Source organism: Cupriavidus sp. YAF13 (assembly GCF_052113425.1).
In the GTDB taxonomy this organism is placed as follows: domain Bacteria; phylum Pseudomonadota; class Gammaproteobacteria; order Burkholderiales; family Burkholderiaceae; genus Cupriavidus.
In genome coordinates this window covers 1-20,546 of sequence record NZ_JBFRDD010000089.1, presented here as the reverse complement: position 1 = coordinate 20,546, position 20,546 = coordinate 1, and the positions used below count along the sequence as shown (strand labels likewise).

Sequence of the window (20,546 nt, the reverse complement as noted above, 5' to 3'; positions counted from 1 at the left end):
ACACGATTGGAAGGCTGCTATGAACCAGTTCGCGATCCTGTACGAGGAGCGCTTCACCCATCCGCATCGTTGAGATAATGCTGCACTCACCGCTCAAGTCGACGGTGAGTCTATACCTGCCCTGCACACAAAAAAACTGACAGGCCCAAACCGCATGACCCAGTGGTCACGTGGTGGTGCCCCTCATCGCTTTGCTCGGTGAGTGTTCGGGCATCTGCCGTTCGCGGTGCGTAGCACCACGATCCGGCCTGCCTTGGTGGTTTCGTGGTTTTGTCTCTGGCGGTGGCCGCCCGGCCATTTGATGCCCTGCCGTACCGGCGCGAGCGGCACCGTGCTATCGCCCCCTCTGGTTTCGTGGTGGGCGCCGTGGCCCGTCCGCGAGGGCCGCGCCCGCACCTCACCGCGCTCGTCCTCCGAGACAAAACCACGAAACCAGCCACACCCGAAACGGCGCAGCACTTCGCCCCGCGAACGGCAGATGTGGGAACGGTCACCGCGCACGAGGTCAGGGGCCGCACCACGTAACCCATGGGTCATGCAAGTGTGATGTCCTTTGGGCCGGTAGAATCCGCCAGCCAACACTCCGGGCCGTACGACGCAACCACCGAGGYCCAAACAGCCTKATTGCTCTGCTCCCGGCAGGGCGGCTTTCTTTTCGTTAGTTTTCTTTGCCGGTCAAAGAAAAGTGACCGGCAGCCCCCGCAGGGGGATGTCGTATGGCACTTGGGTGCAAACGCCATCGCCGATGAAATAAACAGCGACCAACCCCAGCAGGGCAATGTCGTATGGCCCTTGCGCCCAAAAACCAACACCGCCCACTCCCCCAAAGCCTCCCCCAAAACCTCCCCCCAAGACTCCCCCTAACCTTTTGCTACACTGCCCCCCAAACAATCCGGTTGAAGCCAATGAACGCCCAAGAAGTTGCCTCCTACCTGCAGACCAATCCCCAGTTCTTCGAAGACAACGCTGAACTGCTGGCCACGGTGCAACTCACCAGCCCGCATAGCCACCGCGCGGTGTCGCTGCAGGAGCGCCAGATGGAAATCCTGCGCGAGAAAAACAAAGGCCTGGAGCTGAAGCTGGCGGATCTGGTCCGCCACGGCCATGACAACGACCGCACCCAGCAGCGCATGCACGCCTGGCAGTTGCGCCTGCTGGCCGAGGTGGACTCGCACGCGCTGCCGTATGCGGTCCAGGACGGCTTGCAGCAAGTGTTCGACGTGCCTGGCGTGGCCCTCAAGCTGTGGAATGTGGCGCAGAGCTACGCGCACATGGAAGTGGCGCAGGGCGCGAGCGAAGACGTCCGGCTGTTTGCCGAGGGCCTGCGCGCGCCGTATTGCGGCGCCAACAGTGGCTTCGAGGCCGCGGCCTGGCTGGAGCGCGACGATATCGCCTCGCTGGCCATGGTGACGCTGCGCGTGCCCACGCGCGACGCCGGCACGCTCGGCGCGGCCTTTGGCCTGCTGGTGCTGGGCTCGCCCGAGCCGCGGCGCTTCCACGAGGGCATGGGCACGGCCTACCTGGCGCAGATCGGCGAAGTGGCGGGTGCCGCGCTGAACCGCCTGCGCGACTGATGGAGCCGAGCCGCGCGCGCAAGGCCGCTTCGCCTGCGGCGAAGAAGCCGGCTGCGCGCAAGGAGGCCGTCGAGGCGCCGCTCGACAAGCAGCCGCCCGGCCCGGTCGTGCTGCGCTATCTGGAGTGGCTCGCCAGCAGCCGCAAGCTGGCTGTCCACACGCTGACCAGCTACGCCCGCGACCTGTCCGTGCTGCAAGCGCACGCCGCGCGCCATGCGCCGGGCATTGCGCTGTTGTCGCTGCAGACCCACCATATCCGCGCCTTTGCCGCACGCATGCACGGCAGCGGCCTGGCCGGCACCAGCATTGCCCGCACGCTGTCGGCGTGGCGCGGCTTCTTCCTGTGGGCCGCGCGCCATGGCCTGGGCGTGGAGGCCAACCCGGTGGACGGCGTGCGCGCGCCAAAATCCGGGCACCGGCTGCCCAAGGCCTTGTCGGTGGAGCACGCGGTGGCGCTGGTCTCGCACAACGCGGGCGACGGCGCCGAGGGGCGGCGCGACCAGGCTGTCTACGAGTTGTTCTACTCCAGCGGGCTGCGCGTGTCGGAGCTGGTGCAGCTGGACGCGCGCTATGCCGAGGATGGGGAATACCGCTCCGCAGGCTGGATCGACATGGACGGTGCCGAGGTCACGGTGATCGGCAAGGGCTCGCGACGGCGCACCGTGCCCGTTGGCAGCAAGGCCATGGAAGCGCTGCGCGCGTGGCTGGCGGTGCGTCCGGAGCTGCTGCGCCCCGGTGGGCTGCCGGATGATGCGCATGCGCTGTTCCTGAGCGCGCGCGGGCGGCGCTTGCCGGCGCGCACGGTGCAGTTGCGCATCAAGCAGCAGGCGATCCGGGCCGGCGTGCCGACCGACGTGCATCCGCACATGCTGCGGCACTCCTTTGCCACCCACGTGCTGCAATCCTCGGGCGACCTGCGCGCGGTGCAGGAGATGCTCGGGCACGCCAGCGTGGCCACCACCCAGATCTATACCGCGCTGGATTTCCAGCACCTGGCCAAGGTCTATGACAAGGCGCACCCGCGCGCGGGCAGGGCGCACACAGGGCCGGCGCCGGTGGTGGTTCCGAAGGCCGTGGACGCGGGCAAAGACGCCGAAGATGCCGAAGTCGAAAAAGACGCAAAAGACGCAAAAGAAGCAGAAGCCGGCAAGGGCGGCTAACCCTCCCACTGCGCCAGGATGCCCCGGAAGGCTTCCATCTCCGGCAGCAGCCACGCGCGGAAGGCCTTTACCTTGGGCGCCTCCAGCATGCCTGCCGAGCAGACGAAGTAGAGCAGCCACGGGCAGGTAATGCTCACATCGAAGAGCCGCACCACGCGCCCCGACAGCAGGTCGTTATAGGCCAGCGACGAGCGGATCAGCGCAATGCCCTGGCCCGCGGCGGCTGCCTGCAGCAGCAGCGAGGAGTCCTCCAGCAGCAGGCCCTTGCGCGGTTCCGGCCAGTCCAGGCCGGCGGCTTCGAACCACGGCTTCCACGGATCGCCCTCGCCGCGCAGCAGCGACATGCCTTTCATGTCCTGCGGCCGCGCCGGCAGCTTGCCGCCGTTGAAGGCCGGGCTGCAGACCGGGAAGAACACGTCGTCCAGCAGCTTCTCCACATACAGGCCGGGATAGTCGCCGCTGCCCATGCGCAACGCGATGTCGACTTCCTCGCGCCCGAAATCCACCAGCGTGTTGGACGACAGCAGTTCCACGTCCAGCTCGGGATGCTGCTCGATAAAGCTGCCGATGCGCGGCGTGAGCCAGCGCGCGGCAAATGACGGCATGGTGCTGATGGTGAGGCGCTTGTCGCGGTTGCCGGCCTGCAGCGCCCGGGTAGCATCGGCGATCTCCAGCAGGGCTTCGCGCACGCGCCCGGCGTAGGCCCGGCCACCGGGTGTCAGGGTCACACGCTTGCCGTTGCGCTCGAACAGGGCCTGGCCCAGCTCTTCCTCCAGCGCGCGGATCTGGTGGCTGACCGCGCCGTGGGTGACGAACAGCTCGGTGGCCGCGCGCGAAAAGCTCTCGTGGCGGGCGGCTGCCTCGAACGCGCGCAGCGCGGTCAGCCCCGGCAGGCGCGGCAGCTCGCGGTGCCAGCCACGTGGCAAATCTCTCTCCCATGCTCCCTTCAGCGCCATCGTCCACCTCGTCTTATGTGAGCTTACCTAACAAGAACAAGGAAAATATATCGTTTTGGAAGAGGACCGGCAATCACTAGAATGCAATGCATCGGGGCGCTACCCGCACCGGTGCCGATCCAGTACCAGGCAAGACCAAGCATAAGCCCGCCAGGGCTGAGCTGATCGGCGGCCGCCCATTCCGGGCAAGCGGGCGAGGCAGCCGACGATGTCAGCGAAGGATGCCCAACATGAAAACATTGCTCACAACGACCCTGTTCACCCTGAGCCCGGGCGAAGTTACCTCCCTTTCCATCCACGCCGGCCAGCGCCTGCGCGTCGAAGAGGCCACGGGGATCGATGTCTGGGTGACCCGTGAAGGCGATTCGGAAGACTACTGGCTGCGTTGCGGCGGTAGCCTGCTGCTCAACAGCGGCGATGAAATCACGCTCAGCGTGGACCCGCGCGCAGCCGAGCCGGTACGCCTGGCCCTGATCGCCGAAGCCCGCCGGCCGGCGACCAACGTGTCGCACCTGGTGGCGCGCATGGCGCGGCGCCTGGTTCGAGGCACCGAGTGGACGCCTAACCAGGACCAGGTCACGGCTTCCTGAGCCAGCGGATACCGATGCAGATGGCCGCGCGCGCGGCCATCTGCGGCTGATCCACGCCAGGCCGGCAAGCAAGGACGCAACGCCAACGTCATAAAGACACACCGAAAGACACGAAAGACACACCAGAAAAGGGGCGGCCTCCTGTGAGATCCGCCCCTTTTCGCTAAACTGCCGGGATGCAATCGATACAAGTCATCGAACGGGGCCGGCAAGAGTACGAGCCCTGTTTCGACGCGATGCGCGCCTTTACCGCCGCACGCACCCCCGACACCCCCGACCAGATCTGGCTGGTCGAGCACCCCCCGGTCTATACCCTCGGCCAGGCGGGAGATCCCGCGCATGTGCTGGCCCCTGACGATGCGATCCCCGTCGTGCGGATCGATCGTGGCGGACAGGTCACCTATCATGGTCCCGGCCAGGTCGTGGCCTATCTGCTGCTCGACCTGCGCCGCCGTCACCTGATGGTGCGCGAGCTCGTCCATGCGATCGAGCAGGCCGTGCTGGATACGCTCGCGGCGTATAATCTCGCAGCCGAACGCAAGCCCGGCGCGCCTGGTATCTACCTTTCCGAAGGCCGGCACCAGGGCGCCAAGATCGCCGCGCTCGGCCTCAAGATCCGCAATGGCTGCAGCTATCACGGCGTCAGCCTCAACGTGCAGATGGACCTCGCGCCCTTCCTGCGCATCAACCCCTGCGGCTATGCCGGCCTGGAAACGGTCGACATGGCAACGGCGGGCGCCACCTTCGCGGTGGCCGATGCGGCGGGTGCGTCCCGCTTGCCCGTGACCGCGGCACAACAAGCCGATATCGCGCGGCGCCTTGCGGCGGCGCTGTGTGAGGTGCTGGCAGAGGCGCAAGAGCGCGCCCTGGCGGCCCAACGGAATACCGCCGCGGCCCTGGCCACTTAGTCATCCAGCCGAATATGCACGCACCGCGCGTGCGGAGAACACTATGAGCGACGCCCTGATCGCCACTTCCAGCGAAGCCCCGCAACCCCAGGCGGAGCAGTACGACCCGACCCGCAAGCAGAAGTCGGCGGACAAGACCGCGCGCATCCCCATCAAGATCGTGCCGGCCGAGAAGCTCAAGAAGCCCGAGTGGATCCGCGTCAAGGCGGCCACCGGCAGCTCGCGCTTCTATGAGATCAAGGACATCCTGCGCGCCAACAACCTGGTGACGGTATGTGAGGAAGCCAGCTGCCCGAACATCGGCGAGTGCTTCGGCAAGGGCACCGCCACGTTCATGATCATGGGCGACAAGTGCACCCGCCGCTGCCCGTTCTGTGATGTGGGCCACGGCCGTCCCGATCCGCTGGATGTCAACGAGCCGGGCAACCTGGCCCGCACCATCGCCCAGCTCAAGCTGAACTACGTGGTGATCACCAGCGTCGACCGCGACGATCTGCGCGACGGCGGCGCCCAGCATTTTGTCGATTGCATCACGCTGACCCGCGAGCTGTCGCCGGCCACCCGCATCGAAGTGCTGGTGCCGGACTTCCGCGGCCGCCTGGACAAGGCGCTGGACATCCTGCAGGCCGGCCCGCCTGACGTGATGAACCACAACATGGAAACCGTGCCCCGCCTGTACAAGCAGGCCCGCCCGGGCGCCGACTACGCGCACTCGCTCAAGCTGCTGCAAGAGTTCAAGCGCCGCAACCCGGCCGTGGCCACCAAGTCCGGCCTGATGGTGGGCCTGGGCGAGACCGACGAGGAAATCCTCGAAGTCATGCGCGACATGCGCGCCCACGACATCGACATGCTGACCATCGGCCAGTACCTGGCGCCGTCGGGCCACCACCTGCCGGTGATGCGCTACGTGCATCCGGACACCTTCAAGATGTTCGAGGCCGAGGCCTACAAGATGGGCTTCACCCATGCCGCCGTGGGCGCCATGGTGCGCAGCTCCTACCACGCGGACGAGCAGGCGCATAAGGCCGGGTTCGCCTGAGGCCCAGCCTTGCGCCCTACGGCGCGCATCAGCCCGTCGAGAAGACCGGCCGGTATTTACCGGCCGGTCTTTTTTTGTCCCGCCGTTGCATGCGCGCCACGGATGAGCGCATTTCCCGGAAATTCTTTTGCCCTTGTCATGCCCAGCCCGGCAGGGGCGCACGCACCCGCATCGAGCAGGGCCGGTGCGACGCGAGAGCCGCACCGGGCGCTCCTGCACCGGATGCAATCGCCGCGCCCGGTACCCGCACCGAGGCGGTGCGCCAACGCTATCCCGCATGAAGACGTAGCACCGAGCGCCTAGGGTCAACACCTAGCCACAGCATCTTCTTGTTTGGTTATTATGAATTTATCGATAAATCGTCGATGAAATAGCGATCTCACTCTCGGACCCGTCGCAGCCGGCACCGCGCCTGACTAGTACAGCGCGCCCGCCTACACTGCAAGACAGGTCCCCCGCTGGTGCCGCCCATGACCCGATGTTCCGTTCACCGCCTGGCCGAGCAGGCACTGCTGTGCAGCGTGCCCCCGCCGGCCTCGCTAGAAGTACAGCGACGTATCTGGGCCATGGCCCAGCGCGCCGCCGAGTGGCGTGGCGTGGTCGATGCGGTGCCGGGCATGAACAATCTCACCGTGGTGTTCGACCGCGAAGCCGATCCCGAAGCGCTGGAGCGCAACCTGAAGCTCGCCTGGGCTTCCGGCGAAGCGCGTGCCGCCACCGGCAAGCTGGTCGAGATCCCGGTGCGCTACGGCGGCGAGCATGGCCCCGACCTGGCCGAAGTCGCGGCGCATACGGGCCTCACGGCGCAGGAAGTGGTACGCCGCCACAGCGCGGGCGAGTACGTCGTCTACTTCCTCGGCTTCCAGCCCGGCTTTGCCTACATGGGCGGCCTGGACCCGGCGCTGGCCACGCCGCGGCGGCGCGAGCCGCGTCTGTCTGTACCCGCGGGCATGGTCGGCATCGGCGGCGAGCAGACCGGCATCTACCCGGCAACCGCCCCCGGCGGCTGGCAATTGATCGGGCACACCACCAGCCAACTCTTCCTGGCAGACCGCGATCCGCCTTCCCTGTTTGCGCCCGGCGATACCGTGCGCTTTGTCGTCGAGGCGCTGCTGCCATGATCGAAATCACCCGGCCCGGCGCGCTGGCCTCGGTCCAGGACCTTGGCCGTCCCGGCTTTCGCCGCTTTGGCGTGGGCACCGCGGGCGCGCTCGATACTGTCGCGCTCACCATCGGCAACCGCCTGCTGGGCAATCCGGCGGGCGACGCCGCCATCGAATTCACGCTGGGCCGCGCCGCCGTGCGTTTCCATGCCGACATGCGCGTGGCGCTGACCGGCGCCGAATGCCGGGCCAACCTGGACGGCGTGCCGGTCTGGTCGTGGCATGCCTTCGACGTGCGCCGCGGCGAAACGCTGACGCTGTCGGCGGCGCAGGGCGGCACCCGTACCTATCTGTGCGTGGCGGGCGGCATCGCCGTGGCGCCGGTGATGGGCTCGCGCAGCACCGACCTCAAAGCCGGCTTTGGCGGCCTGGGTGGCCGCGCGCTGCATGAAGGCGACCGCCTCGACGCGGGCCGGCCCGGCGTGGCCGAGGACAGCGACTGGCTGGGCGTGCAGGCGCCATCCTGGGCGCTGCCGGTGAAAAAGCTCGGCGACGCGATGCCGATCCGCATGTTGCCCGGCATCGAGTACGAGGATTTCGACGCCGCCGCGCGCGAAGCGCTGTGGCAGTCCGACTGGATCGTCACGCCCAACAGCAACCGCATGGGCTTGCGCCTGCAAGGCCCGGCCCTGGCGCGCCAGCCCGAGCGCGCGGCCGACCTGCTCTCGCATGGCGTGCTGCCGGGCGTGGTCCAGGTGCCGCCGGCCGGCCAGCCCATCGTGCTGATGGCCGACGCGCAGACCACCGGCGGCTATCCCAAGATCGGCGTGGTGATCGGCGCCGACCTGTGGCGGCTGGCGCAGGTGCCGCTGGGGGCGCCGGTGCGCTTCGTGCGCGTCACGCTGGATGAGGCCGCCGCTGCGCAAGCCGAGCTGGACCGGTACCTGCAGCAACTGGATCAGGCGCTGCAGTGGCAGGGCGACGGCATGGTGATCGCCTCGCGGCGGCGCACGCGTACCCGCGCTGCGGTGGCCTGAGTCGCCTAACGGGCAACGACAGCACAACAGCACCACAGAACCACAGCAACCCCAACACCTCAACACAAGCCGCAAGACCGGTGAGGAGCAACGCAATGCATATCGACCTGAACGCCGACCTCGGCGAAGGCTGCGGCAACGACCGCGAATTGCTGGGGCTGATCAGCTCGGCCAACGTGGCCTGCGGCTGGCACGCCGGCGACGCCGCCACCATGCTGCAGACCGTGAAGTGGGCACTGGAGCAGGGCGTCGCCATCGGCGCGCATCCCAGCTATCCCGACCGCGAGAACTTTGGCCGCACCGAGATGCAGCTCGATCCCGAGGTGGTGTACGCGAACACGCTCTACCAGATCGGCGCCCTGGCAGCGCTGGTGCGCGCGCAGGGCGGCCAGCTGGCCCACGTGAAGGCGCACGGCGCGCTCTACAACCAGGCCGCCAAGGATCCCAAGCTGGCCGAGGCCATCGTGCGCGCGGTGCGCGACTTCGACTCCGACCTGGTCTTCTTCGGCCTGGCCGGCAGCGTCATGGTGAAGGTGGCGCGCGAAGCCGGCCTGAAGGTCAAGGAAGAAGTCTTCGCCGACCGCGGCTACAACCCCGACGGCTCGCTGGTCAAGCGCGGCACGCCTGGCGCGCTGCACGAAGACGAGAACGTGGCACTGGGCCAGACGCTGGACATGGTGCGCGAGCAGCGCGTGCGCGCCATCGACGGCACCTATGTACCGATTCGCGCCGAAACCGTGTGTCTGCACGGCGACGGCGCACACGCGCTTGCCTTTGCGCGCCGCATTCGCGAGCGGCTCGGCGCCGAAGGCATCGCAATCCGCGCTGGAGTCTGAGGGGCACGCCACACCTAACGGACGCGCCCCCAGGCTTCCGGCTTTCACTGTGCCCCGTGGGTGTCGAGCAGCATGACGCGACGCAGGGCACTCGCCTCCATCACACTCTATTGGTGTCTCTCATGGAACAGGCAGTCAACCTCTGGCCCCTAGTTGGGGTCGGCATCATCATCCTTGGCTTCGTGCTGCGCTTCAACCCCATGATGGTGGTGGCGCTTGCCGCCATCGCCACCGGGCTGGCGGCAACCATGCCGGTCATGCAGATCTTCACGGCGATCGGCACCGCCTTCGTCAAGACGCGCAACCTGCCGCTCATCATCCTGCTGCCGCTGGCGGTGATCGGCCTGCTCGAGCGCCACGGGCTGCGCGAGCATGCCCAGGCATGGATCTCGCGCATCGCGTCGGCCACCGTGGGACGCCTGCTGATCGTCTACCTCGGCGTGCGCGAGCTCACCGCCGCGGTGGGCCTGACCAGCCTCGGCGGCCATCCGCAGATGGTGCGCCCGCTGCTGGCCCCGATGGCCGAAGGCGCGGCCGAGACCCGCTTCGGCAAGCTGCCCGAGCCGATCCGCCAGCGCGTGCTGGCCTTCTGCGCGGCCACCGATAACGTTGGCCTGTTTTTCGGCGAAGACATCTTCGTGGCCTTCGGCGCCATCGCGCTGATGCACACCTTCTTGCTGTCGTCCAACATCGACGTGGAACCGCTGCATATCGCCGTGTGGGGCATCCCCACCGCGATCTGCGCCTTCCTGATCCACGCCGTGCGCCTCAAGCGCCTGGACATGTGGCTGGAGCGCGAAGCGGGCGGCAAGTCCGCCGCAACGGCTGGCGCTGCCGCCGCGGCCAAGAGCGGGGAGTAAGCCATGATCATTTCCATCGACTATCTCTACTGGCTCGCCGGCCTGGTGCTGGCCATCACGGCGTTGATGACCTTCGCCGACCGCGACCATCCGCGCCGGCTCAGCACGGGTTTGTTCTGGGCGCTGTATGCGCTGGTCTTCCTGATCGGCGACAAGCTGCCGCCGGCCATCGTCGGCATCGGCGCCGTGGTGATGGCGCTGATCGCGGGCTTTGGCGGCGTGGGCCACGGCAAGCACGGCACGCTGCCGGAGGCTGAGCGCCGCGCCTCGGCGCAGCGCCTGGGCAACAAGCTGTTCATCCCGGCACTGCTGATTCCCGTGGTGACCGTGATCGGCACGCTGCTGTTCAAGGACGTGAAGGTCGCCGGCCTGGCGCTGCTCGATCCCAAGAACGTCACCTTCGTCTCGCTCGGCATCGGTTGCCTGCTGGCGCTGGGCGTGGCGTGCTGGCTCACCCGCGACACGGTGGTGCAGGGCGTGCGCGAATCGCGCCGGCTGACCGAGTCGCTGGGCTGGGCGCTGGTGCTGCCGCAGATGCTGGCCATGCTGGGCCTGGTGTTCGCCGATGCCGGCGTGGGCAAGGCGGTGGCGCACCTGACCACGGCCTATATCAACATGGACTACAAACTCGTGGCCGTGGTGGTGTACTGCGTGGGCATGGCGCTCTTTACCGTGATCATGGGCAATGGCTTTGCCGCTTTCCCGGTGATGACCGGCGGCATCGGCGTGCCCATCCTGGTGAACATGTTCCACGGCAACCCGGCGGTGATGGCGGCGATCGGCATGTTCTCCGGCTACTGCGGCACGCTGATGACGCCGATGGCGGCCAACTTCAACATCGTGCCGGCTGCGCTGCTGGAGCTCGATGACAAGAACGCCGTGATCCGGGCGCAGGTGCCAACCGCGCTGATGGTCCTGGTGGCCAATATCGTATTGCTGTATTTCCTGATGTAAGAACGCGGCCCCGCCGCGAATGATTGGCCAGGGGCCCGGGCAACCGGGCTTCTTGCCGGGAGTCCCTGCCATGCGTACCGTGCTGCTGACCGGCTTCGAGCCGTTCGAGAGCGAGCCCATCAATCCTTCCTGGGAAGCGGTGCGCGCGCTTGACGGCGTGCGCATCGGCAACGGGCCCGATGACCTGGACGCCGCGATCATCGTCGCGCGCCAGTTGCCTTGCGTGTTTGGCGCGGCCAACGATGCGCTGGCCGACCTGGTCGACGCGGTCAATCCCGTGCTGGTGATCGCGGTGGGGCAGGCGGGCGGGCGCCCTGAGATGTCGGTGGAGCGCGTGGCGATCAATGTCGACGATGCGCGCATTGCCGACAATGCCGGCGCGCAGCCCGTCGACACCCGCATCGCCGAAGAAGGCCCGGCGGCGTATTTCTCCAGCCTGCCGATCAAGGCCATCGTGCGCGACATGCGCGCGGCGGGCGTGCCCGCATCGGTGTCGCAGACCGCCGGCACCTTCGTCTGCAACCACGTGTTCTACGGCTTGATGCACCTGCTTGCCACGCAAGGCGTGCCTGCCGGGATCCGTGGCGGCTTCATCCATATTCCCTACTTGCCTGAACAGGCCGCGCGCCATCCGGGGCAGCCCAGCCTGTCGCTGGCGTTGATGATCGAAGGCATCCGCTGCGCGGTGGCCACGGCGCTTGCCACCACCAGCGATATCCGCGAGCAGGGCGGCCAGACGCACTGAGGCGCCGCTCAGGCGCCCGGCGGCATGGCATCCTCGTGATTGTTGCCATCGCCGCTGCCATCGCCGTCGCCATCACTTGCGCGCGCCGCCAGCCGCTTTGCTTTGCGGCGCGCACGCCGCAGGCTGCGGCGATCGAGCTGGAATTGCTCGAAGCGCCAGATCAGGTAGCACAGCGCCACGAACGGCCACATCCACCCCAGCCATTGCGACAGGCTGTTGAAGTGGATGAAGCGGCCTAGCCGCCAGCCTTGCTCCGAGATCCAGGAATACGGATTGGCGGGCAGCAGGTTGGACAGCGTCACCAGCAGCATCAGCGTGGCGAGCGCCAGCGCGCCGCGCAGCCAGCGCGGCAGCCGCAGCAGCAAAACCAGCACCAGCGAGCCCGTCAACAGGGCAAAGCGGCCGCCTTCGGACAGCCAGTTGAAGGCGTTGTCGTCCGGGAACTGCATCTCGGCCACCACGGCTTTCAGCAGCAGCGCGCTGGCCAGCAAGGCCGCCAGGATGCGCAGCATCGGCGCCTGCCTGCGCATGGCGATCGAGGCGAACAGCCCGGTGCCCACCCAGCCGCATCCGGTAACGAGGGACTCCAGCAATTGCTGGCCTTGCGCATCGTCCGGCCGCAGCAGGCTGATGTTCTCGATCAGGTCGGGCAGCCCCGGAAAAACGCCTTGCAACCACTGCACAGGCCAGGAGTCGGGGTCGGTCAGCCACTCGCGCACGATCCCGCCCATGCCGAACAGGTGATCCTGCGGGAAGATCTGCGCGAACGGCCACAACAGGATCAGGACGATGGCAAAGCTGGCGTGCGGCTCGAACCACGCCATGCGCAACTGGCGCAGCGAGCCGCGATCGATCAGCGCCGCCGAGAAGGGCGCCACCGCGGCGCCGCCCAGCAGAGCACCCAGCGCATTGGTCATCAGGTCGATATTGGACGAGACGCGGTTGGGCAGCCAGGTCTGCAGCGCTTCCATGGTGCCCGACAGCAGTGTGCCTGCCACCAGCGCCAGCAGCACGGCGCGCACGCCGGAGATGCGCGGGTGCAGGGACAGCACCACCAGCGCGCCAAGCGGGCAGTAGCCCAGCACGTTGGTGATGAGATCGAACCCGGTCAGGTAGCGGGGCTTGGGCGCGGTGAGGAAGGCCAGCGCGGAGATGCCGTTGTCCGTCCAGCCAGTGAACGGGTACAGGCTGCCATAGACCACCAGCAGGACGAAGCACAACAGCCCCACCCGCGCCAGCGGCGAGTGGCGCGGCGGCGGTGGCGCTGGCGGTGGCGGTGGCGGGGGAACGAGCGGCGCGGGAGCCGATGCCATGCGCGGCCCTCTTACTGCAGCGGCAGCGTGGCCACCCAGTCCAGGATCGCCGCAATGGCGGCATCGCTGCCGGTGGCCAGCGCCTTGACGCCGCCGGCGCCATCGGCCGTGGCGGCGGGCTGCGCCACCACGAAAGTCTTCTGCCCGATCAGCCCGCTGCGAAATACCGTGGCGCGCACGCGGATCACGCCGCGGCTGGCGCTGGCGCTGTCGAACACCTGCTCGAACTCCAGCACATCGATCTTGAGGGCCGGCGCGGCAGTGTCGCCGAGCCAGGTCAGCGCGCCGCGCGAGGCCACGGCCTCGCGCAGGCGGTCGTCGAACAGGCGCACCGGCGACATCACCCAGCGTTGCGTGGCATAGGGCTGCAGGCGCTCCGCCTGGGCGTAATGCAGCCGGTAGTACAGCGAGTTGCCGTCCAGCCAGGTAGGGCCATCGGTCTGCGCCACGCGCATCTTGGGCAGGTGCACGGCGTCAGGTGCGGCGCCTGCCGGCGGGCCCAGATCGTAGGTGATGGTGGGCGTGGATGGCGTCAGGGCACAACCGCCCAGCAGCAGGCAGGCCAGCGCGACGCCGGCGGCCAGCCGGCGCGGCATGGCGAAGGTGCCGGGTGTGTCGCATCCGTCCGGCCGGGTTTGGGCATTGCGCATCATGATGTGCCTTGGTTTGCTCGAAGGATTCGCGGCGCCAGCCTGGCGGGCCAGGCGTGGTGTGCGTGCGGCGAGTGCGTAGGTGCGCGGCATGAGGGCTTGCGGTCCGCGTCAGGGGGCCTGGAAGCCGGGCTCGCCCGGGCCCGGCACGGTGGGAGGGCCGCCAAACAGCACGCTGCGCGGGCTGTCGTTGAACTGGCTGGCGGCGCGGTCGATGCTGCGCATGGTCTGGCGCGCATCGCGCGCGAGCCCGTTGATCTGCGGCAGCGTGTCTTGCGAGACGCCGCCAGCGGCCGATTGCACGGAATCGGCGGCGCCCTGCAGGTCGCGCCCGACGCGGTCGACGGTGCGCATCACGGCCCCGTCGGGGCTGGCGAGCTCCTGGGTGAGGCGCCGCGTGGTGGCCAGCGTGGCGTTGAGGTTCTCGGTCACCTGCGGCAGCTGGCGCGCGGCCGGCGCGATCGAGCTGGCCAGTTGCGAGTAGTCGTCGGCGGTCTTGTGCACCGAGCGGATCGCCTCCATCAGGTCGCGCCGGTTGTCGGCCTGGAACATGTCGTTCAGCGAGCCCATGATCGTCTCCAGTTGCGTGAGCAAGCTGTCGCCGCGCTTTTCCAGCTCTTCGAAGAAGCCGGCCCGCATGATGATGCGCGCCACCGACTTGGAGGAGGTGGCCAGGTGCGGYGACGGCGCGCCGCCTTCCTGCGCGGTGGTGTCGTCGAGCTGCACGTAGCCGATCCCGGTCACGCCCTGGAAGCCGAGCGTGGCATAGGTGGTGTGGGTGATCGGGGTGTCCTGGTTGACGCTGATGCGCACGATGATCTGGCCGGGCACGGTCGGATCGAAGCGGATCGACACCACCTTGCCCACCTCCAGCCCGCGGTACTTGACGTCGGCCTGCGGCCCCAGCCCGTTGACGGTGGAGCGGGTGATCAGGTCATACGGCACGCGCACCGCGTGGTCGCTGCTGAACCAGAAGATCGCGAACAGCACCAGGATGGCGAGTCCAATCGTGAACACGCCGGCCAGGAAGGCGTGTGACTTGTTTTCCATCATGCTTCTCCAGATTGCGGGCCTGCGGGTGTTGCCGCATGCGTTGCCGCGCGTGCCGCGTCCGGCAAAGCCGGGAGCGCCTGCATGGCGCGCTGCCCGCGCTCGCCCAGGAAATACTCGTGGATGAACGGGTGGTCAATATGCACCAGTTCCCGGATCGGCAGCGCGGCGAGTACCTTGTGGTCCGCCAGCACCGCGACGCGGTCCGACAGCGCCACCAGGGTGTCGAGGTCGTGGGTCACCATCACCACGGTCAGCCCCAGCTCGCGGCGCAGTTCGCGGATCAGCGCCACGTAGTCGTCCGAGGCCATCGGGTCCAGCCCGGCGGTGGGCTCGTCCAGGAACACCAGCTCCGGCTCCAGGGCCAGGGCACGTGCGAGCGCCACGCGCTTGATCATGCCGCCGGACAGGTCGGACGGCATCTTGTCCGCATCCCGGGCCGACAGCCCTACCAGTTGCAGCTTGAGCAGCGACGCCGCGCAGATGAGATCGTCGGGCAGGGTGCGAAGTTCACGCAGCGGCAGCGCGATGTTGTCGATCACCGACAGCGCGGAGAACAGCGCGCCGCGCTGGAACTGCAGGCCCCAGCGGTTACGCAGGGCTTGCAGCCTGGCCGCGTCGAGCTCGGTGAGGTCCTCGCCGAATACACGGATGGTGCCGGAGGTGGGCCGCTCCAGTCCCACGATCTGGCGCAGCAGCACGGTTTTGCCGCTGCCCGAGCCGCCGACGATGGACAACACTTCGCCCCGGTACACATCGAGGTTGAGGTGGTCGTGCACGACCGCCTCGCCAAAGCGCTTGACCAGGTCGCGTACCTCGATCACGGTGGTGCGCGGGGCGTGTTGCACGGTGCCCGAAGGCGGCGTTGCGGTGGCGGCCGTGGTGGTAGTCATAAACCGATGTCCTTGAACAGGATGGCGAAGATGGCATCGGCCACGATCACAACGGTGATCGAGGTCACCACCGAGGCGGTGGTGCCTTCGCCCAGGCTGCGCGTGTTGGGCTCGATGCGCAAGCCGAAATGGCAGGCGGTGAGCGCGATCAGGATGCCGAACACCACGCCCTTGCCCAGGCCCATCCACAGGTTGGCCACCGGCACCGCATCGGGCAGCGCGCGCAGGAAGAAGGCCACGCTGATATCCAGCTGGAAGTGCGCGGCCAGCATGCCGCCGGCAAGCGCCAGCACGTCGGTCCACGCCACCAGCAGCGGCATGGCGATGGCCAGCGCGATCACGCGCGGCATGATCAGCCGGAAGCCGTGCGAGATGCCCATCACGCGCATCGCATCGAGCTCCTCGGTGACCCGCATCACGCCGATCTGCGCGGTGATGGCCGAGCCCGAGCGCCCGGCAATCAGGATGGCCGCCAGCACCGGGCCCAGCTCGCGGATCACCGCCATGCCGAGGATGTTGACGATAAAGATGCTCGCGCCAAAAGTGCGCAGCTGGTTGGCCGACAGGTACGACAACACGATGCCGATCAAAAAGCCGACCAGCGCCGTGATGCCGAGCGCCTTGTAGCCGACGTTGTAGATATTGGCGGAGATCTCGCGCCAGGGGCCGCGCTGCGGCGCGCGCGCCAGGCGCAGCAGGTCGAAGGCCAGTTGGCCCAGCATGGTCACGCCATTGCCGAGCTGCGAGAACATCGACAGGATCGAGGCACCGAACAGGGTCACCGGATTGAACCGGTCCACCATATGTTTCTTCCAGTTCTCGCGGCGCAGCCCGGCGATGCGGGTAAAGACGCGGCGCTGCGCCTCGTTGGCTTCCAGCTTCTCGGGCAGCTTGCCGCCCCAGGCCTGCCACATCAGCTGTGCGCCGATGTGATCGAGCCGGGCGAGGCTTGCCAGCGACCAGTGCGCGTCCGCGGCGATCGTGTGCAACTCGCTGCGCAGCGCGCGGGCGCGGTGGCAATCGGAGAGCGCAAGCGCTGTCCAGTCGCCGCGCAGTTGCACGGTTTGCGCTCCGTCCGCGCGCGTCACTTCTATGGCTGGCGTGGTAGGGCTTTCCAAAGGAGGGGGAGAAGTGATGGGCAAGTCCCGATTCTATGCCACCCGCAGCGTCAGCGGGCGCGCGCAGGGCCTCGGCCGTGGATTCGCACGGCTACAATGCGTAGCTGCTTGTGCCCATTGTGTTGTCCATCGTCGAAACGCATGTCCGCTGACCAATCCTTGCCCACGCCAGACCCGACCCCTGCGGCCGCCGCTCCCGCGCAAGCCTGGCGCATCGACCCCGACCGCCTGCGCGCCGCGCTCACCGGCCCCGCGCGCGGCTGGGCCCTCGGCGTGGTCGACGAAACCGGCTCCACCAACGCCGACCTGACGCTGGCCTGCCGCAGCGCGCCATGGGCCGAGTCCGCCACGCTGCGCCTGGCCTACCGGCAGACCGCCGGGCGGGGCCGCCAGGGGCGTCCCTGGCAAGGCCAGGCCGGGCTGACGTTCTCGGTGGCGCTGCCCTTGCCGCTAGCGCCCTCGCAGTTGAGCGGGCTGAGCCTGGCGGTAGGGCTGGCGCTGGCCGAGGCGCTGGGCGACTGCGACGCGCGTCTGGGCGCCGCCGTTGGCCTGAAATGGCCTAACGACCTGCAGATCGACGGCCGCAAGCTGGCTGGCATCCTGATCGAGTCGGTGCCGGCAGGGCCACAGCGGGTCTGGGCCGTGGTCGGCATTGGCCTGAACCTGGTGCGCGATGCGCAGATGGAAGCCGCGCTCGGGCGCAGCCTGGCCGGCGTGACCGAATTCCTGCCGGGCTGCGATCCCACCGTGCTGCTGGCTGCGGTGCTGAACCGGCTCGCGGTGATGCGCGAGGATTTCCTGGCGCAGGGCTTTGCGCCGATGGCGCCCCGCTGGTCCGCGCGCGACGCCTATCGCGACCAGCCAGTGCGCCTGCTGCACGACGGCCGCGTGCAGGCCGAAGGCCTGGCGCGCGGTGTTGACGGCGACGGCCACCTGCTGCTGGAAACGCCCTCGGGCCTGGAGCGCATTGCCAGCGGCGAAGTGTCGCTGCGTTCGGCGGACAACGCGGCGGATAAGGCGGCGGATAACGGGGCGGGCGCATGAGCGGCGCCAGCGCCGGCATGCCGCGTGTTCCGCAACTGCTGATCGATATCGGCAACACCCGCTTGAAATGGGCCTGGTGCGACGAGGCCTGGTCTGGCGCCGCGCTGCACGAGGCTGCGTTGCCCACGCCCTGGCCGCACGGCGGCGCGGTGGCCCATGGCGAACTGGCCACGCTGGTGGCGCAATGGGCATCGCTGCGCGCGGCCGGCGCCGGCGGCGCGCAGCCGCTGGTGTGGGTCAGCAACGTGGCCGGCCCGGCCATCGCGGCCAGCCTGCAAGCCACGCTCGACACCGTGTTCGGCCCTGGCATCGGCGTGAACTGGGTACGCTCGGGCCCGCGCTTCGGTGGCCTCGTCAACGGCTACCGCGAGCCCACGCAGCTCGGCGTCGACCGCTGGATCGGCAGCATCGGCGCGCGCTGCTACCGCCCCGAAGGCGCTTTGCTGATCGTCACCGCCGGCACCGCCACCACGCTCGACGTGGTGAGCGCGCAGCACCGTTTCGAAGGTGGCCTGATCCTGCCTGGCCTGGACCTGATGCTGGGCGCGCTGGCGCGCAACACAGCGCAATTGCCGTCCCTGGACGTGAGCGATGCCGGGCTGGCCACGCCCTGGGCCGACAACACCCGCGACGCCATCGCCGCCGGCTGCCTGGCGGCCCAAGCCGGTGCCGTGGAGCGCACCTGGCGCGCGCTGTGCGAGCGCGGGCCGGTGCGCTGCCTGCTCTCCGGCGGCGCCCGCCATGTGTTGGCTAACGCGCTCTCCCTGCCGTTCGAGATGCACGATAATCTCGTGTTGCTCGGCCTGCATGTGATGGCCTCGCAAAGCCCGGTCGGCACAGCGAGCTGAACCCGCATCACGCCATATCGCCTTCTTCACCCGTCGCTCCACCCCAGCATCGCCCCCAATGCTCCAACGAAGCCTCCTAATCCTGCTGGTCCTGGTCAATGCGTTGCTGCTGGCTGCCGTGCTGGGCGCGTTCGGCCCACAGCCGCTGGCCGGCTGGCTGGAAAGCGCGCGCGAGCCCGAACGCGCTGCCCAGCAGGCGCGTGCCGAACGCTTCCGCCAGATGCCGCAGCCGAGCGGCAAGCGGGCGGCATCCGGGCCCGCCACTGCCGCAGCCACAACCGCAGCCACTCCCCAAGCCGCCGCACCAGCCATGGCTTGCGTAGAAATTGGTGGTTTCAACGGGGAACTGGTGCGCAAGGTGGCCGATGAGCTGGCCAGCGCCCCGCCCGGCGCCTGGCGCGTGGAACAGTTCGAGCGGCAGGAGCAGGCGCGCTGGTGGGTCCACTTGCCGCCGCAGGCCTCGCGCGAGAACCTGCAGCGCAAGCTCGGCGAGTTGCGCCGGCGCAATATCACCGATGTATCGGTGGTCAACGCCGGCTCGCCGGAAACCTATACGGTGTCGCTGGGCTTGTTCCAGGAGCGCGAGCATGCCGAGCATTTCCTCGACAACCTGCGCGAGCACGGCGTGCGCACCGCGGTGCTGACCGATACGCCGCATCCGCTGACGCGCCAGTGGCTGCGCGTGCGCAACGCCGACGCGGCACTGCGCTCGCGGCTGGACGAGATGCGCCAGCGCTATGGCGCGCAGGACTTGCTGACCTGCACCTGAGCCGCGCGTCAGCGCTTGCTGCTTCGCTCAGCTGCCCTGGCGTACCTTGGACAGCAGCTTGGTGGTGGAGCGGTCGTGCAGGAACGCGATGGCATGCGCCTGGCCGCCCCAGCTGCGCACCAGGCGGGTTTCTTCCAGCGTATCGATGTCGTAGTCGCCGCCCTTGACATAGATGTCCGGGCGCACCAGCCGGATCAGCTCGACCGGCGTTTTCTCGCGGAACATCACTACCAGATCCACCGATGCCAGCGCTGCGATCAGCGCCATGCGATCCGATTCGTGGTTCAGGGGACGGTCGTCACCCTTGCCGAGCATGCGCACTGATGCGTCGCTGTTGACGCCGACTACCAGGCTGGCGCCCAGGGCCTTGGCTTGCGCCAGGTAGGTGGCGTGGCCGCGGTGGAGGATGTCGAAGACGCCGTTAGTGAAGACTAGGGGGCGGGGGAGGGTGGCTAGTTTTTCTGCTAGCGCGGCTGGGTTGTCGGGGGGGACTAGTTTGGATTCGAAGGTGGGCATGGTGGGAGGGAAAGGCGTTGTGTTTGGGCGGCGGAGGGTTCTGCGATTGTGTTCGGGTGGGGGCGCAACTTCAATGTCAACTGCTTAACTTCAACGGATTAACGTCAAGGGCAACTGCAGTTTCACCTCCCCTGCGGGGAGGCGACCTACTTTCTTGTCTCGCCAAGAAAGTAGGCAAAGAAGCGACCCGGATGGGGCGAAAGACTCCTCGTCGCCGGGCGAAAAGAGCGGCCGGAGGCCAAACTCGCATCGCCTTAAGGCGATACTCAAACATGGCCTCCTCGTTTCCGCTCTTTTCGTCCGGCGACGAGGCGCCCCATAACGGGAGATGAAAACCCGACGGCTCGCTGCGCATCGCGGGTGGGTGATTGCCGCCTGGGGGCGSMAATCACGGCTACACCGAATCGAAAYTTGAYCCCTCTGTGGYAAGCCGTGTTTCCCGCCCCCAGGCGGGMAACACCCRWGCGCGATGCGMAGCGAGCCGTGAAGGTGTGCCAAGGCCGTATGGGGCGCCTCGGGATTTCACGAAAAGAGCGGAAAAGAGGGACCCATGTCTGAGTATCGCCTTAAGGCGATGCGAGTT

The 20,546-nt window shown here is 68.0% G+C and carries 21 protein-coding genes; 14 read left to right on the top strand and 7 right to left on the bottom strand.

Annotation, left to right across the window (positions count from 1 at the left end):
- Positions 1 to 905: 905 nt before the first annotated feature.
- Together AB4061_RS38560 and AB4061_RS38555 are read left to right on the top strand one after the other, a co-directional pair.
- Positions 906 to 1,574, top strand: a complete 669-nt coding sequence (locus AB4061_RS38560; RefSeq protein WP_441641339.1) for a DUF484 family protein — start codon at positions 906 to 908, stop codon at positions 1,572 to 1,574.
- A complete protein-coding gene (locus AB4061_RS38555) occupies positions 1,574 to 2,734 on the top strand; it encodes a tyrosine recombinase XerC (RefSeq protein ID WP_441641338.1) in 1,161 nt (386 codons plus the stop codon). Before AB4061_RS38560 ends, AB4061_RS38555 begins: the two co-directional genes overlap by 1 nt.
- Here the strand turns inward: AB4061_RS38555 and AB4061_RS38550 are convergent.
- The gene (locus tag AB4061_RS38550; protein WP_043351136.1) at positions 2,731 to 3,690 is read right to left on the bottom strand and encodes a transcriptional regulator GcvA; all 960 of its coding nucleotides are present in this window, start codon (positions 3,688 to 3,690) and stop codon (positions 2,731 to 2,733) included. The two genes, AB4061_RS38555 and AB4061_RS38550, sit on opposite strands and share 4 nt — an antisense overlap.
- 230 nt (positions 3,691 to 3,920) lie before the next feature.
- Between AB4061_RS38550 and AB4061_RS38545 the strand changes: the two genes are divergently transcribed.
- From AB4061_RS38545 to pcp, 9 genes are all read left to right on the top strand, one after another.
- Positions 3,921 to 4,280, top strand: a complete 360-nt coding sequence (locus AB4061_RS38545) for a DUF2917 domain-containing protein (RefSeq protein ID WP_441641337.1) — start codon at positions 3,921 to 3,923, stop codon at positions 4,278 to 4,280.
- Between the two features lie 176 nt (positions 4,281 to 4,456).
- Complete coding sequence (gene lipB / locus AB4061_RS38540) at positions 4,457 to 5,188, top strand: lipoyl(octanoyl) transferase LipB (protein WP_441641336.1); 732 nt, start codon at positions 4,457 to 4,459, stop codon at positions 5,186 to 5,188.
- Positions 5,189 to 5,231: 43 nt separating this feature from the next.
- A complete protein-coding gene (gene lipA, locus AB4061_RS38535) occupies positions 5,232 to 6,227 on the top strand; it encodes a lipoyl synthase (RefSeq protein ID WP_150992653.1) in 996 nt (331 codons plus the stop codon).
- A 470-nt stretch (positions 6,228 to 6,697) separates the two neighbouring features.
- On the top strand, positions 6,698 to 7,348 hold the full coding sequence (pxpB, locus tag AB4061_RS38530) for a 5-oxoprolinase subunit PxpB (protein ID WP_441641335.1): 651 nt from the start codon (positions 6,698 to 6,700) through the stop codon (positions 7,346 to 7,348).
- Entirely contained in the window at positions 7,345 to 8,367 is a 1,023-nt protein-coding gene (locus AB4061_RS38525) for a biotin-dependent carboxyltransferase family protein (RefSeq protein WP_441641334.1), read from the top strand. The genes pxpB and AB4061_RS38525 overlap by 4 nt, the downstream gene beginning before the upstream one ends.
- A 95-nt stretch (positions 8,368 to 8,462) precedes the next feature.
- On the top strand, positions 8,463 to 9,203 hold the full coding sequence (pxpA, locus tag AB4061_RS38520) for a 5-oxoprolinase subunit PxpA (protein WP_441641333.1): 741 nt from the start codon (positions 8,463 to 8,465) through the stop codon (positions 9,201 to 9,203).
- 122 nt (positions 9,204 to 9,325) lie between these two features.
- Entirely contained in the window at positions 9,326 to 10,063 is a 738-nt protein-coding gene (locus AB4061_RS38515; RefSeq protein ID WP_441641332.1) for a DUF969 domain-containing protein, read from the top strand.
- A gap of 3 nt (positions 10,064 to 10,066) precedes the next feature.
- A complete protein-coding gene (locus AB4061_RS38510) occupies positions 10,067 to 11,017 on the top strand; it encodes a DUF979 domain-containing protein (RefSeq protein ID WP_441641331.1) in 951 nt (316 codons plus the stop codon).
- 70 nt (positions 11,018 to 11,087) lie between these two features.
- Positions 11,088 to 11,762: a pyroglutamyl-peptidase I gene (gene pcp / locus AB4061_RS38505; RefSeq protein ID WP_441641330.1), complete on the top strand. Its 675-nt coding sequence runs from the start codon at positions 11,088 to 11,090 to the stop codon at positions 11,760 to 11,762.
- An 8-nt stretch (positions 11,763 to 11,770) separates the two neighbouring features.
- Here the strand turns inward: pcp and AB4061_RS38500 are convergent, their stop codons facing one another.
- The 5 genes from AB4061_RS38500 to AB4061_RS38480 all read right to left on the bottom strand — a co-directional run bounded on the left by AB4061_RS38500 (position 11,771) and on the right by AB4061_RS38480 (position 16,786).
- A complete protein-coding gene (locus AB4061_RS38500) occupies positions 11,771 to 13,075 on the bottom strand; it encodes a VanZ family protein (RefSeq protein WP_441641329.1) in 1,305 nt (434 codons plus the stop codon).
- An 11-nt stretch (positions 13,076 to 13,086) separates the two neighbouring features.
- On the bottom strand, positions 13,087 to 13,671 hold the full coding sequence (locus AB4061_RS38495; RefSeq protein WP_441641341.1) for an ABC-type transport auxiliary lipoprotein family protein: 585 nt from the start codon (positions 13,669 to 13,671) through the stop codon (positions 13,087 to 13,089).
- 165 nt (positions 13,672 to 13,836) lie between these two features.
- Positions 13,837 to 14,778 carry an MlaD family protein gene (locus tag AB4061_RS38490; RefSeq protein ID WP_441641328.1) on the bottom strand — a complete coding sequence of 314 codons (942 nt, stop codon included), beginning with the start codon at positions 14,776 to 14,778 and terminating at the stop codon, positions 13,837 to 13,839.
- Positions 14,775 to 15,668: an ABC transporter ATP-binding protein gene (locus AB4061_RS38485; RefSeq protein ID WP_441641327.1), complete on the bottom strand. Its 894-nt coding sequence runs from the start codon at positions 15,666 to 15,668 to the stop codon at positions 14,775 to 14,777. The genes AB4061_RS38490 and AB4061_RS38485 overlap by 4 nt, the downstream gene beginning before the upstream one ends.
- Positions 15,665 to 16,786, bottom strand: a complete 1,122-nt coding sequence (locus AB4061_RS38480; RefSeq protein ID WP_441641340.1) for an MlaE family ABC transporter permease — start codon at positions 16,784 to 16,786, stop codon at positions 15,665 to 15,667. The genes AB4061_RS38485 and AB4061_RS38480 overlap by 4 nt, the downstream gene beginning before the upstream one ends.
- A 141-nt stretch (positions 16,787 to 16,927) precedes the next feature.
- Here AB4061_RS38480 and AB4061_RS38475 point away from each other — a divergent pair, with 141 nt between their 5' ends.
- Genes AB4061_RS38475 through AB4061_RS38465 form a run of 3 tightly spaced genes read left to right on the top strand, consistent with a single transcriptional unit; the run spans position 16,928 to position 19,447 of the window.
- Positions 16,928 to 17,830 (top strand): biotin--[acetyl-CoA-carboxylase] ligase, encoded by a 903-nt coding sequence (locus AB4061_RS38475; protein WP_441641326.1) that lies wholly within the window; start codon positions 16,928 to 16,930, stop codon positions 17,828 to 17,830.
- On the top strand, positions 17,827 to 18,678 hold the full coding sequence (locus tag AB4061_RS38470) for a type III pantothenate kinase (RefSeq protein WP_441641325.1): 852 nt from the start codon (positions 17,827 to 17,829) through the stop codon (positions 18,676 to 18,678). Before AB4061_RS38475 ends, AB4061_RS38470 begins: the two co-directional genes overlap by 4 nt.
- 58 nt (positions 18,679 to 18,736) lie before the next feature.
- Positions 18,737 to 19,447, top strand: a complete 711-nt coding sequence (locus AB4061_RS38465) for an SPOR domain-containing protein (protein WP_441641324.1) — start codon at positions 18,737 to 18,739, stop codon at positions 19,445 to 19,447.
- Between the two features lie 27 nt (positions 19,448 to 19,474).
- Here AB4061_RS38465 and rfaE2 read toward each other — a convergent pair whose 3' ends face one another.
- The gene (gene rfaE2 / locus AB4061_RS38460; protein ID WP_441641323.1) at positions 19,475 to 19,963 is read right to left on the bottom strand and encodes a D-glycero-beta-D-manno-heptose 1-phosphate adenylyltransferase; all 489 of its coding nucleotides are present in this window, start codon (positions 19,961 to 19,963) and stop codon (positions 19,475 to 19,477) included.
- Between the last annotated feature and the right edge of the window lie 583 nt (positions 19,964 to 20,546).